A 13,712-nucleotide genomic window follows, 5' to 3' on the forward strand; every position below is an offset into this window, starting at 1 on the left:
TCTCTATTCTACAAAATAAGTCTAAAAAATAATTAATACCCATTAACCTGTCGATTACCATTACAGAGGGAATGATTGAACAAAATGGTTATTTCCTTTTCAATACCACTATTTCTAGGTTCTAGGTCGCTGCGCGGCTAGATGCTATAAAATCTTAGCAGCGAAGCTGCCCCTATTCCTGAGATAGCAAGCGGTGACGAGAGAGATTAAGAGATGACAAGCCGAGAGCCTAGGTGCTAGACCGCTTTATCCGTGAGCGCAGCGTTCGCTTGTTATCGCTTGTTTCACTTCCTAGCAGGACGCAGTCCGCCCTAGCAGCGAAGCGACCCTAGTGATAATCCTTTTGCACCAAAGTGTTACAATACAGTCCTGAACGCTTTTGCCTGTTTACGCTTTTGATACATAGGCACAATTTGCACCACAAATACCGCACACACAATCAGCACGATTCCCATAAATGAAAATGCATCGATGTTCGCACTGGTAAACACCCCGCTCCACCAGCCAAAACTGACCACCAATTCAGTGGCACTAAAACTCAATACCGGCGTTAACGACAACATCGCACTCACTTGCGCGGTTGGCCAATAATGTAAAGCTTGGCCAAAACAGCCATACGCAATCAAAGTATTGGCACCACAAAATAGCACTATCCACCATTGATCGAGCGTCATTGCTTCAAACTGGCTAAAGTCACTAAATGGCGCCATAACCACGATTCCTAATGCGTAGATAAATAACAGCACATTACTAGGCGATAACCGCTGACTCACCGACTTTTGCAATAATGCATAACTGGTCCACGACATCACCGAAAACTGCACAATCATAATCCCAACCAACACTTGATGATCGCTCGCTTGATTTAAATCGAGCTGCGGATGGAAAAACATCAACATGCCTAATCCAAGCGTGGCAAAACAACTGAGTTGAAATGCATTGAAACGTTCTTTGAAAAATAACACCCCACCAAATGCCAAGAAAAAAGGCGCGGTTTGAAAATTAAGCTGGGCAGTGCCTGGAGCTAAATATCCTAACGAATAAACAAACGACACGTAATTGCACATCAACAGCACACCAGCTAACACTAATTTCAACCACACAGATGAAGGCAAACCAACAAATTGGCGCAATGCACCTAGGCGCCATTGAATTAACAAGGTCACGACTAATGCCATTACAAACCGAAACCATGTCAGAGTCACTGGCGTAATGAATCCGCCCGATAGCTTTAATGCTATGGGCAAAATACCCCAGAAAAATACTGCTATAGAAACAAATATCAGTCCTAAACGGGTATTCGCGCTTTCTTGTTCACTGTTCACGTTGGTTTATCCATCACATCATTAAGGCGTGAATTCTGCCTGAATAACCCAATAAAGTCTTTATCAAGAAAGGCTAACCTTACCCTTGATTGTTCGCATAACAAAAAAGCCTATTTCAACACCTCCTTTTATCGTGCAAACGCATTGAATGCAGGTAAAATAGCCGCCATAAAAACCCTTTGTACCCTACTACCTAAGGAATACTCGCATGAGTCTTGCCGATTCCGTTCTTGCCGTGAACAATGATTTACCTATCCGTACCGACAAGCCTGTCCACAGTGGCAAAGTACGCAGTGTTTACTGGTTAACCGACACAGACAGTCGCCGCTTAATTCGCGACAAAGGTTACGATGTACCTGAAGATACTCCGCTAGCGATTATGGTGATCAGCGACAGGATCTCGGCGTTCGATTGTATTTTTCATGGCGAAGGTAACTTGCAGGGTATTCCAGGTAAAGGCGCAGCACTGAATGCGATTTCAAATCATTGGTTTGGCTTGTTCGCCGAAAATGGTTTAGCCGACAGCCATATTCTAGATATTCCACACCCTTTTGTATGGATAGTGCAAAAAGCTCGCCCTATTAAAGTTGAAGCTATTTGCCGCCAATATATTACCGGTTCAATGTGGCGTGCTTATTCAAAAGGCGAACGGGTATTTTGCGGTATCACCTTGCCAGAAGGGTTAAGCAAAGATCAAAAACTGCCAGAGTTGCTGATCACCCCATCAACCAAAGGTATTTTAACCGGTATTCCAGGCGTGCCTGCGCAAGATGACGTTAACATTAGCCGTAGTGATATTGAAGCTAACTATCAGGCATTTGGGTTTGAAAAACCACAAGATATCGACTTATATGAAACCTTGCTAAAGCAAGGTTTTACGGTGATTTCAGATGCATTGGCTAAACTTGACCAAGTATTTGTTGATACCAAGTTTGAGTTTGGCTACGTTAACGATAAAAATGGCGACTCAAAACTGATTTACATGGATGAAGTCGGTACCCCTGACTCATCACGTATTTGGGACGGTGCCGCTTATCGTGAGGGCAAGATTGTTGAAAACTCAAAAGAAGGCTTCCGCCAGTTCTTACTGAATCATTTTGACGATGCCGACATTTTGCTAAACAAAGACAGAATGCCAGAACGTGAAGCGCTTGCTCGTGACAATGACTTACCATTAGACGCAATGATGAATGTGTCGCGCACTTATATTGGTGTTGCAGAAAAAGTCACAGGTTCAAGCATTCCATTACCTGCCAATCCAAAAGCGGACATTATTAAAGTGTTACGTGAACATTATGATTTAATTGTATAAAAAATAATTTCACATAACAAATAAGGCGCTAATAGCGCCTTGTTTGTTATTAGCCGACACATTAATGCCTGCTTATCTCCGCCCCAACACCATCGTCAGAGAATAGCGTTACACGACCATCAATAAGCCTTCAACCACTAAACACTCAGCAAACATCACCTAGTACACAATTTCCCGCGATTAAATAATACGGCGAGACAAACCGACCTTTGTTAACACTCAAAATATGGATCCGTCCTTGTAACATGTGGCATACATTAATTTGTCAATTCAATCTCAATAACTAACCAGTAGATATTAAGCAAGAATGACAGAAGCCATTACTTTTTATTCTCTCTGAATTTTTAACGAGTAGAGTATTTGCTCAATATTTATTGTTTATTAAATAAATTCTGCTAACGTGTTTGCAGTGTTACTTTGCGCACATACTGTGCAATTGTTTGCGCCAGTGCACAAAAATGGCCATAATAAATTCATATAGACCCACTATAACAATAAAGAACATGGAAGCGTCGATGGAAAATTTAATTAAAACGCCTGTTGAGATGTTGTCTCATTGGGTTGATACGCAAGGTGACAAAGTTTACCTTCGCCAGCCAATTGGCGGTAAATATGTTGATTTCACATGGCGTGAGGTTCAGCAAAAAATGCAACAAATTGCAGGTTCACTGCGCCATTTAGGTTTAGAGCGTGGCGACAAAGTTGCGGTATTATCGAAAAACTGCGCCGAGTGGTTTATTGTCGATTTAGCATTAATGTACGGTGGTTACATTAGTGTGCCGGTGTATCCAACCGCAAATGCCGAAACCATTCGCTATATACTCGAACACAGTGGTGCTAAAGCTATCTTTACCGGTAAGCTTGATCATTGGGCTGAACAAGAAGCTGCCGTTGGCGGTGAAATTCTCCGTTTAGCCTTGCCATATGACACCATGCCTGCCCAATATCATTGGGAACAGCTATTAAAGCTAGGACAACCGCTTGTTGACGAGCTGTTACCCACTGCAGATCAAGTCATGACACTCATTTATACTTCGGGGTCAACTGGCAAGCCAAAAGGTGCGATACAAACCTTTACCAGCTATGGCTGGACATGTGAAGCGGTGATCCGTGACTTACAAACTAATACGACTGACCGACTATTATCTTATTTACCGTTAGCACACATTACCGAACGTGTGGCTATTGAAGGTTCATCATTCTATTCAGGGGCAACGGTTTCTTTTGTTGAAAGCCTCGACTCATTTGTTGATGACATTCAACGCTGTCGTCCAACGATATTTTTCTCGGTACCGCGTTTATGGACGGTATTCCAACTAAATATCATCAATAAAATTGGTGATAAAAAGCTTAAAACCTTACTCAAGATACCTATCATTAGCGGTATTGTTAAACGTAAAATTAAGAAAGGTTTGGGGCTCGATCAATCTCGCTTGAACGGCTCAGGCTCAGCACCCATCCCACCATCATTGATTCAATGGTATTACAGCATTGGCATCGATATTTGTGAAGCGTGGGGAATGACCGAAAACTGTGCTTACTCGATAATTAACTTCCCATTCAACGCAAACAAGATTGGCACTGTTGGCCGTCCAGTTGAAGGATGCTTAATACGTCAAACTGAAGAAGGTGAGTTGTTGGTCAAAAGCCCTGGCTTAATGAGCGGCTATTACTTACAAGAAGAAGCCTCCGCAGCGGCATTTACTGAAGATGGCTTTTTCCACACTGGCGATTTATGTGAAATTGACGCAGACGGTTACATCGATATCACTGGCCGAGTTAAAGACAACTTCAAGACCTCAAAAGGTAAGTATGTAGCGCCAGTGCCGATTGAACGTAAATTGGCACAAGACACTCATGTAGACTTAATTTGTGTTATCGGTTCAGGTTTGCCGCATCCGATCGCATTAGTACAGCTTTCTGAAGGCTCAAAACTTCAGCCACGTGAAGAAGTCAGAACCTCTTTAAAAGAGACTCTCGACACTGTTAATCCACATTTAGAGTCACACGAACATATTGATGCCATTATCGTCGTCAATGATGAGTGGACCATTGAGAATGACGTATTAACCCCGACGTTAAAAATTAAACGTCATGTACTGGAAAAAGCGTTTACCTCCAAAGTAGAAGGTGTTCGCGGCGCTAAAGTACGCTGGGAAGACGAGTTGTAATAATCTGCTAACGATTATTTATCTACACAAAAAATACACGCTTTATGCGTGTATTTTTTTGACATATTCTGTCAATATACGCGCCATCAACTATGCAGCGTAAACAATGTCGTTGCGCACCATTTATTAGGCAGAAACTCGAATGTTAATTGCGTTATCCATTATCGGCGGTTTTATTATTTTAACCATTGGCGCTGAAGCACTTGTGCGCGGAGCCAGTGCCGTAGCGCTGCGTTTGGGCATTGCCCCACTTATTATTGGCTTAACCATTGTGGCATTTGGTACCAGCGCCCCTGAATTAGCGGTCAGTGTTAAATCAGCACTAGCAGGCAATCCAGGTATAGCCTTAGGCAATGTCGTCGGCTCCAACATTGTCAACATTGGTTTAATTCTAGCAATTACCGCTCTTATTCGCCCTATTACTGTGCAATCTCAAATGGTTAAGCGCGACATTCCTATCATGATTGCCGCTTCAATATTAATGTGGTTTTTGCTGCTTGATGGTGAAGTGAGCTTTATCGACGGTGCCATTTTATTTAGTGCGCTTGTGGGCTATTTAGTTTTTAGTTATGTCAGTGCCAAAAATAACCCAGAAGACCTAGATGTTGATGCCAGCCCGCAACCCCCTGGCTTATCCCTCGCATTAATTATTGTTGGTATCGCGATGTTAGTTGGTGGTGGCATATTATTTGTTGATGGTGCCGTCGATTTAGCCAAACAGTTTGGCATTAGCGAAGTCATCATCGGCTTAACCATTGTGGCTATTGGCACCAGTATGCCAGAGCTTGTCACCTCGGTGATGGCAGCCCTTAAAGGTCAAAGCGACATTGCCATCGGTAACGTTGTTGGATCAAATATTTTCAACGTACTCGGCATTTTAGGCGCAACAGCACTAATCCACCCAGTATCCGCTGCCGGATTTAACGAAATCGATTTTATCGCCATGCTGATTTTTGCCTTCATGGTATTACCGTTTGCTTGGAGTGGCTTACGTATTGGTCGCCGTGAAGGTAGTGTTCTGTTAGCTGGTTACCTTGGCTACACCAGTTATTTAGTGATGCAAGTGGTTTAAGTTATCGGAAATATTTCTGACACTAAAGACCGAATATTGATTCGGTCTTTTCATAACAAACTCTAAAAATTCACTCATATTTAACAAGCTCTACTGAAAATAAATGACATTTGTCATCTTCAATTGATGACCTTTGTGTCTAAGAATATCCTCCGTCTATCGCCATACTACACCTATCCCAACAACATCTTGATTGGGGGAAACGTAAATGGAGATAGCCATGAAAACCTTACTACTGATCACCAGCTTAACCTTAGTCAGCCACACTAGCTTTGCTAACATTAGCGATATTGATGCTGCAGCAAATACCATGAACATCACTGAACTAAGTCAATACAGTGAACAGGCTATTGATTATGAAAAAGCCTATGCTGATTATCGCCTAGCCATTACAGCCAACATCATCGGCCAACGTCAGCTCGCTACAGATGCATTAAACAATGCCCAGCACACACTAGAATCCCTTTTAGTCCAAAATCCATCAGCAGACCAACAAGCTCTACTTGCTGCGGTATACGGAATGCAAATCTCGTTTGATAATAGCAAAGGTGCTGTATTCGGAATGAAAACGGCGCAATTACTCCAACAAGCAACCGATCTAGAACCTAATAATCCACGAGTCAGCTTAGTGCGAGCAATTAATGCATTTTATACCCCTAGTGTATTTGGTGGCGGCCTCGACAAGTCGCAAGCATTAGCAACCCAAGCAATTAGTCAATTTGAGCAGCCTTGTAACGAAATCTGTTGGGGACATGCAGAAGCCTATACTTGGCGCGGTCTAGCGAAACAGGAACAAGGCGACTTAAAAGGGGCTTTACAAGATTGGCAAACCGCCATTGAGGTTGACCCTCAGTATGGTTGGGCGACATATCTGTTAAACCAACAAACAGTAAAGCAGTAATCGACCCGTTTATTATTACTCGCATAGGTTTTAGTTAGCGCGCAGTTACTCTATGATTAACTGCGCTAGGAGGCATAATGACATCTTGTTTATCATCTAATAATGAAAAAAGTTACGAGCAAAGAACCGCTTGGGTTTACCTCATAAACTTAGGTTTTTACTTTATCCCCCTGTATTTTATGGCCGGTCAATGGTTAAAGATTACGATTGCGATCGGATTATTAGTGCCCTTTATTATTGGTTATTTCTGGGCCTATAACAGTAGTAAAGAGCAAGCCCTCAAACCTATTGGGTTAATGTTTATCACAGCCATAGCGTCGTCATTTGTTAGTAGTGGCGCCATATCACTATTCAGCTTTTGCTGTTTCTTTATTGGTTTTTTCTACACACTTCGTACTGCAATATTGAGTTTTATCGGACTGAGTATGTTGCTTTTAGTCATCGATATCAGCATGGGTTACTCTGGCTACTTTTTTACTTTTTATGGTATGGGAATTTGTTTAGGGGTGGGAGTATTTGGTGTGATTGAACAAAATCGCCAACGAATAAAACGCCAGCAACAACAATCAAAAGATGAAGTCGCCAATTTAGCCACCGCATTAGAACGCGAACGTATTGGCCGCGATTTACATGATGTGATGGGGCACCACTTAGCCGCAATTGCCTTAAAAGCAGAACTGGCAGACAAACTCATTGCCTCAGGTAAAATCGACCAAGCGCAGCTGCAAATTCATCAAGTGAGCGTGATAACTCGAGACTGTTTAAGCCAAATTCGCCACACGGTATCGGGTTATAAACATCAAGGTTTAACCCAAACGTTAAACACCTTAGCCAATACGTTAAGAGATAATGCTATTGCTGTCAGTATAGAAGGCACATTCCCTAAACTCAGCGAACTCATGGAATCGCAAATCAGCTTGCTGCTAACTGAGTTGATTAATAACACCATAAAACACAGCCAAGCGACACATTGCACACTGCATATTGAAGCAAGCCAAGATTGGCTCAAACTCAACTTTATCGAGAATGTGCCGGTTAAAGCCATCACCAAAGGCAACGGATTAACAGGCATTCAAGAGCGAGTAACCTTGTTACATGGCACAATCGACTATCAATTAATCCCCCATTATCAAGTGAGTATCCAATTGCCACTAAGTGAGTCCGTTAAATGAAAATTCTATTAGCCGAAGATCAAGCCATGGTAAGAGGCGCCCTCGCTGCGTTGCTCACATTAGCGTGTGATAGCCTAAATGAAATAGAGATTGTCGAAGTCGAAGATGGCGATAAAGCGATGCAGCAACTTAAAACAGATTCATTTGACCTATTACTCACCGACATTGAAATGCCGGGCAAGTCCGGTTTAGAACTGAGCCAATGGTTACAACAACAGCGCAGCCAGACCAAAGTAATTATTCTGACCACCTTCGGCCGAGCCGGGTATATCAAACGCGCATTAGAATATGGTGTTGGCGGTTTTTTATTAAAAGACGCTCCGTCTGATGACTTAATTAACGCGATTAAACAAGTGATGGCAGGCAAACGAGTCATCGATCCAGAGTTAGCCTTCACCGCTATTGGTGAAATAGATCCTCTCAACGACAAAGAAAGACGTGCATTGCGCCTAGCAAGCGAAGGCTTATCAACTAGCGATATTGCCAGTCAGTTGTTTATTGCAGAAGGCACAGTACGAAACTATTTGTCAGAAGCCATTAGCAAACTCAATGCCAGCAACCGAATTGATGCAGCCAGAATCGCTAAGCAAAAGGGTTGGCTGTAATTAGTGGCTTAATATTGCCTTGTATTCAAAGTCTGCTAAGATACCTTAAACATCTGTATATAATTACAGTGATTCGAGATTGATAGCTTGAAATCACTATGGTTTTTACATCTTTGACAATCAATTTAGGTGAGCACAATTTGCTACGACTGGATCTTGTTCCGATCACCGACCTTAAAGGCGTTGCTAAAAAGGTTGCGGAAAAACTGGCTAAGTTAGGCATTAAAACAGTACAAGATGTACTGTTTCATTTACCGCTGCGCTATGAAGACCGGACGCAAATTCATCCTATTGCCGCATTGCCTCCTGGCAGTTATGGCACCATCGAAGCTGAAATTCAGTCGACTCAAATAATGCAAGGTCGGCGGCGCATGTTGGTGTGTAATGTCCGTGATCACAGTGGAATGATGAGCCTGCGGTTTTTTAATTTTTCTATGGCACAACGTAACGCCATGGAAAATGGTGCCAGCATTCGGGCTTATGGTGAAATACGCCGCGGCAATCATCATAAAGAAATTGTTCACCCGGAATATCACATTATTCATCCTGGTGAATCGGTCACATTAAGCGACACGCTGACGCCAATTTACCCGACAACTGAAGGGGTAAAACAAGCCAGTTGGATAAAATTGACTGAGCAAGCCTTGGCGATGCTGGACCAAGGTGGATTACCTGAGTTACTGCCCAGCGCATTACAGCCCAATAATATTAGCCTGCGTGATGCGCTGCATATTTTACATCGCCCCCATAGCTCGGTGTCACCTTTTGAATTAGAACAAGGTCAACATCCAGCACAGCAAAGATTAATCCAAGAAGAACTGCTGGCTCATAATCTGAGCATGTTGCAACTACGCCAGCGCAGTAATCAAGATGCTGCTGTGCCAATGCCTGCTACAGGGCAATTGTTAAGCCCTTTTTTAGCACAACTGCCCTTTAAGCCAACGGGAGCACAACAAAGAGTTGTCGCCGAAATCAACCAAGATCTTCAGCATCCAACCCCCATGATGCGTTTAGTTCAAGGCGACGTAGGTTCCGGTAAAACCTTGGTGGCGGCACTGGCGGCATTACAAGCAATTGAAAACGGTTACCAAGTGGCTATGATGGCACCGACTGAATTATTGGCTGAACAGCACGCAGCTAATTTTGCTACTTGGTTTGAACCACTGGGGCTAAAAGTTGGCTGGCTGGCTGGTAAACTTAAAGGCAAAGCTAGGGTTCAATCACTCGAAGATATTGCTTCTGGCGCAGCACAAATGATCATTGGTACTCATGCGATATTTCAACAGGCGGTGGTGTTTAACAAACTGGCATTAATCATTATTGATGAACAACATCGTTTTGGAGTGCATCAACGCCTAGAGTTACGAGAGAAAGGCGTCAGCCAAGGCTTTCATCCACATCAGTTAATTATGACGGCTACCCCTATCCCACGTACTTTAGCCATGACAGCCTATGCCGATTTAGACACCTCAGTCATTGACGAGCTTCCTCCAGGACGCACGCCCGTAACCACAGTTGCGATTGCCGATAGCCGCCGTGAACAAGTTATTGAGCGAGTCAAACAAGCGGCATTACATGATAATCGCCAAGCTTATTGGGTATGTACCTTAATTGAAGAATCTGAAGTGCTCGAATGCCAAGCCGCTGAAGACACCGCAGCTGAACTCACCATTGCACTACCTGAGCTCAAAATTGGCTTAATCCATGGCCGAATGAAAAGTGCTGAAAAGCAGGCGATTATGGCGCAATTTAAAGCGGGTGAGTTGAACTTATTAGTCGCGACTACCGTCATAGAAGTCGGTGTAGATGTAGCCAATGCCAGTTTAATGATTATCGAAAACCCTGAACGATTAGGCCTAGCACAGTTGCACCAATTAAGAGGCCGAGTTGGCCGAGGTGCTGTGGCTAGCCATTGTGTATTACTTTATAAAGCGCCACTGTCACAAACAGCCACCAAACGCTTAGGGGTGCTACGCAACAGTAATGATGGCTTTGTAATTGCTCAAAAAGACTTAGAAATTCGAGGACCAGGTGAAGTGCTTGGCACCAAGCAAACCGGTTTGGCAGATCTTAAAATTGCTGATCTTATACGTGATCAACATTTAATTGCACCAACCCAAAAATTGGCATCCCACGTTTTCCAGCAAGTGCCTCAGAACGTAGATGCTATCATTCAACGCTGGATAGGTGATAGACAGCAATATGTTCAAGCATAGATAGATCATAATATATTGTTCATTATCATCAGTTATCACTAGACAAGTCTGTTGAATATTGCAGAATAGATAATATGCAGAATTTTTCGACTCCACCAAGATATGTGTATCGATTAGCAATAACCCCAAGGAATTGAAATGCAAGTTAATGAAGAAGACCGAATTACCCCACAAGCCACTGAAAAACCTGGGTCTAACATACTATTAATCGCTATCGCGGTCATCGCCCTGTTAGGCGCAAGCAGTTATTTCTACTTTACCAGTGATGACACTGAAGAATTTGAACCGGTTGTTATCACTCCAGTTGAGCTGCCAGAATCAGTTCCGGAGGCGCCAATAGAGCAAACGCCTATTGAAGAGCCGCAAAACATTACCGCTACTGATGATGTTGTACCTACTGGTGAAGCTGGAACAGCCACGGAAGCTATTGTTGTAGAACCACTTCCGGCATTGGCTGAGTCTGATGATTTTGTTGAAGCAAAAACATTGGCCATAGCTAACGGCATGAAAATAGCGCCGATGATCTTGAAAAAAGACATCGCACGCCAATTTGTAGTGTTCGTTGATAACCTAGCCCAAGGCGATATCGTGCGCAAAGCTAGCCCGCTAAAAGGCCCTGACACGCAATTTACTGTCAGTGAAATCACCAACAAAACATATCTTAATCCAGACGGTTATCATCGATATGATTTGTACGCCAATTTTATAGCAGGCTTGAGCGATAAAGATTTAGTCGCGACTTACATTGAGTTAAAACCACTCTTTGCCGAAGCCTTTACTGAACTAGGTTACAGTGATATTGATTTTGATAAGCGTATGCAACAGGCTTTTAGCATGATTGCTAGCGCACCCATTATTGAGGACCCTATTGAGTTATCGTCGATCAGTGTTAACTATAAATATGTCGATCCTAATCTTGAAGCATTACCTAATGCCCAAAAATTGTTGATCCGTATGGGGCCTGACAACACTCGAAAAATTAAAGAAGCAGTCAAAAAATTGCAGCAAAGCTTTCCGAAACAATAAGCTTTTACATCAAGCGGTAAAGCGATTTTATTAGGCTAACAGCAATCAGCGCGACGTTTACCGTCGCGCTTTTTATTTAATGGCCACTTTGTTGAATTAACCTTCAGCAATTATCCTTTTTCGTCCACACGACTTCTTATCTAGATTAACTTGGGTGTACAATCGTCAAGGTTAACTAAATCGTCACTATTTAGATGATAATTGTTAACCATTAGATAAGGATAGCTAGGCAATTATAGAGGGAATGTGGTGCATTTAGTATTTGATCTTCTATCATGGGGCGCATGGTCGCCAGACTTTCAGACACCTGAAAGTTGGCTACAATGGCAGCAACCTAATAGTAACCCGTCGCCTAAACCTGACTCGCCAGCATTAAAGCATATTCCTGCTATGCAACGTCGTCGCTTTAGTCGCTTAACCAAAATGATGCTTACGGCGGCATACCAATGCCAACCAGACAATAATTGTCGCAGTATTTTTTCATCTCGCCATGGAGAGCTTACGCGCACCTTAGGCTTGCTCAAAGATATCGCCCAGAAACAAGCGTTATCGCCAATGGCTTTTAGTCAATCTGTGCACAATACTGCCAGTGGCATTTTTGGTATTGTTAATAACAATACAGCTTCGTCTACATCGATTGCCGCTGGAGAACAAACTCTCACTCAAGCACTCATTGAAGCCTACGCGCAATTAGCACAATCACCGCAACCTGTATTAGTTGTTTTTGGTGATGATCCGGTTCCACCGGTATACAGTGAGTTTACTCATGAAGTCGAACTACCTTTAGCCTTAGGTTTATACCTCGCACCATTCAATAGCACTCCCCTGCAAGTCAAAACGCAGATGACAGCGACCACTTTACAACACACATTAGCTCAACGAATGACTCTTAGCGTGTCAGATCATCCGCTCGGATTAGGCAATCTTGACAACAAAAAGCACCAAGACAACATCAGCTTGAGCGAGTTAATTCACCATATTGCTAGTGGGAAGCATATCCAAGGTAAATTGTGTCACTGGTATTGGTCACTTGAACATCATGCCTAATCAACAACACACAGCACAACATGCTGCTATTGATAAAGCCCAAACCGTTGCCCCAAAACTCAGTGGTTTACGTTATGTACCCCGCTGGATTGGTGGTGTGTTTTGTTACATTTTTTTTGGCTTGGGCGGCTTATTGAGTTCATTAACTATTTTACCGCTATTACGATTTTGGCCCGGCGATAAAAACATGCGCGTAGCTAGGGCTCAAAAAGTCGTAAGCTTTATGTTTAAAGGATTTGTAGCCATGCTCAGTTTTGCTGGCGTAATTGCTGTCAGCACCAAAAATATTGAGGCACTTCAGCAAACTAAGGGGAAAATTGTTATCGCGAATCATCCTACATTAGTGGACGTGGTGGTATTAATTAGTTTTATGCCTAATGCGGGTTGTATTGTAAAACAAAGCTTATGGCGCAATCCTTTTATTCGCGGCGTACTTGCCAGTGCAGGTTACATCCCAAACCGGGGTGTAGAAGGACTATTACATGACTGCCAGCAAGCATTGCTTACAGATACTAATCTGATTATTTTCCCTGAAGGGACTCGAACATTAGCGGGTAATATTATTAATCCCTTTGCGCGTGGCGCCGCTAATATTGCCTTGCGCACCCAAACCGATATTTTACCTGTAGTACTGCGTACTGATGTTGCAGGCTTAACTAAGCAACAATCTTGGTACCAAATACCTCGTCAAACCATCAATATGTCAGTAGAAATTGGCACAAGCATGTCATACCTGCTGTATGATGCTAAACAAGGTAATGAAGCCAAAATGGCTCGACAACTGACGCGCGACTTACAGCAATTTTACCTTGATACACTTAAACAACCTATCAAGTCACATTGATAGCCATACTGATAAGAAAGA

The 13,712-nt window shown here is 42.9% G+C and carries 11 protein-coding genes; 10 read left to right on the forward strand and 1 reads right to left on the reverse strand.

Annotated features, from left to right (window positions below):
- Positions 1-356: 356 nt before the first annotated feature.
- A complete protein-coding gene (locus tag H5202_RS03955; RefSeq protein WP_182770903.1) occupies positions 357-1,325 on the reverse strand; it encodes an EamA family transporter in 969 nt (322 codons plus the stop codon).
- Positions 1,326-1,533: 208 nt separating this feature from the next.
- On the opposite strand from H5202_RS03955, the gene H5202_RS03960 reads away from it, so the two are divergent.
- From H5202_RS03960 to H5202_RS04005, 10 genes are all read left to right on the forward strand, one after another.
- Positions 1,534-2,637 (forward strand): phosphoribosylaminoimidazolesuccinocarboxamide synthase, encoded by a 1,104-nt coding sequence (locus H5202_RS03960; protein WP_182770904.1) that lies wholly within the window; start codon positions 1,534-1,536, stop codon positions 2,635-2,637.
- 515 nt (positions 2,638-3,152) lie between these two features.
- Positions 3,153-4,808 (forward strand): AMP-binding protein, encoded by a 1,656-nt coding sequence (locus H5202_RS03965; RefSeq protein ID WP_182770905.1) that lies wholly within the window; start codon positions 3,153-3,155, stop codon positions 4,806-4,808.
- Positions 4,809-4,950: 142 nt separating this feature from the next.
- Positions 4,951-5,880: a calcium/sodium antiporter gene (locus tag H5202_RS03970; RefSeq protein ID WP_182770906.1), complete on the forward strand. Its 930-nt coding sequence runs from the start codon at positions 4,951-4,953 to the stop codon at positions 5,878-5,880.
- A gap of 220 nt (positions 5,881-6,100) precedes the next feature.
- Positions 6,101-6,781: a tetratricopeptide repeat protein gene (locus H5202_RS03975; protein ID WP_182770907.1), complete on the forward strand. Its 681-nt coding sequence runs from the start codon at positions 6,101-6,103 to the stop codon at positions 6,779-6,781.
- A 77-nt stretch (positions 6,782-6,858) separates the two neighbouring features.
- A complete protein-coding gene (locus H5202_RS03980) occupies positions 6,859-7,953 on the forward strand; it encodes a sensor histidine kinase (RefSeq protein ID WP_182770908.1) in 1,095 nt (364 codons plus the stop codon).
- On the forward strand, positions 7,950-8,558 hold the full coding sequence (locus tag H5202_RS03985; protein ID WP_162022132.1) for a response regulator transcription factor: 609 nt from the start codon (positions 7,950-7,952) through the stop codon (positions 8,556-8,558). Before H5202_RS03980 ends, H5202_RS03985 begins: the two co-directional genes overlap by 4 nt.
- 140 nt (positions 8,559-8,698) lie before the next feature.
- Complete coding sequence (gene recG / locus H5202_RS03990) at positions 8,699-10,774, forward strand: ATP-dependent DNA helicase RecG (protein ID WP_182770909.1); 2,076 nt, start codon at positions 8,699-8,701, stop codon at positions 10,772-10,774.
- A gap of 138 nt (positions 10,775-10,912) precedes the next feature.
- Positions 10,913-11,800, forward strand: a complete 888-nt coding sequence (locus tag H5202_RS03995) for a DUF3014 domain-containing protein (RefSeq protein ID WP_182770910.1) — start codon at positions 10,913-10,915, stop codon at positions 11,798-11,800.
- Positions 11,801-12,049: 249 nt separating this feature from the next.
- On the forward strand, positions 12,050-12,847 hold the full coding sequence (locus tag H5202_RS04000) for a beta-ketoacyl synthase chain length factor (protein ID WP_182770911.1): 798 nt from the start codon (positions 12,050-12,052) through the stop codon (positions 12,845-12,847).
- Positions 12,840-13,691: a lysophospholipid acyltransferase family protein gene (locus H5202_RS04005; protein WP_182770912.1), complete on the forward strand. Its 852-nt coding sequence runs from the start codon at positions 12,840-12,842 to the stop codon at positions 13,689-13,691. Before H5202_RS04000 ends, H5202_RS04005 begins: the two co-directional genes overlap by 8 nt.
- Positions 13,692-13,712 lie beyond the last annotated feature (21 nt).

It is taken from the genome of Shewanella sp. SG41-4 (assembly GCF_014164505.1).
In the GTDB taxonomy this organism is placed as follows: Bacteria; Pseudomonadota; Gammaproteobacteria; order Enterobacterales; family Shewanellaceae; genus Shewanella.

Bases quoted from the DNA above. Each gene is read 5' to 3' on its own strand.
- H5202_RS03960 (WP_182770904.1), top strand. From the start codon at position 1,534: ATGAGTCTTGCCGATTCCGTTCTTGCCGTGAACAATGATTTACCTATC.
- H5202_RS03965 (WP_182770905.1), top strand. From the start codon at position 3,153: ATGGAAAATTTAATTAAAACGCCTGTTGAGATGTTGTCTCATTGGGTT.
- H5202_RS03970 (WP_182770906.1), top strand. From the start codon at position 4,951: ATGTTAATTGCGTTATCCATTATCGGCGGTTTTATTATTTTAACCATT.
- H5202_RS03975 (WP_182770907.1), top strand. From the start codon at position 6,101: ATGAAAACCTTACTACTGATCACCAGCTTAACCTTAGTCAGCCACACT.
- H5202_RS03980 (WP_182770908.1), top strand. From the start codon at position 6,859: ATGACATCTTGTTTATCATCTAATAATGAAAAAAGTTACGAGCAAAGA.
- H5202_RS03985 (WP_162022132.1), top strand. From the start codon at position 7,950: ATGAAAATTCTATTAGCCGAAGATCAAGCCATGGTAAGAGGCGCCCTC.
- H5202_RS03995 (WP_182770910.1), top strand. From the start codon at position 10,913: ATGCAAGTTAATGAAGAAGACCGAATTACCCCACAAGCCACTGAAAAA.
- H5202_RS04005 (WP_182770912.1), top strand. From the start codon at position 12,840: ATGCCTAATCAACAACACACAGCACAACATGCTGCTATTGATAAAGCC.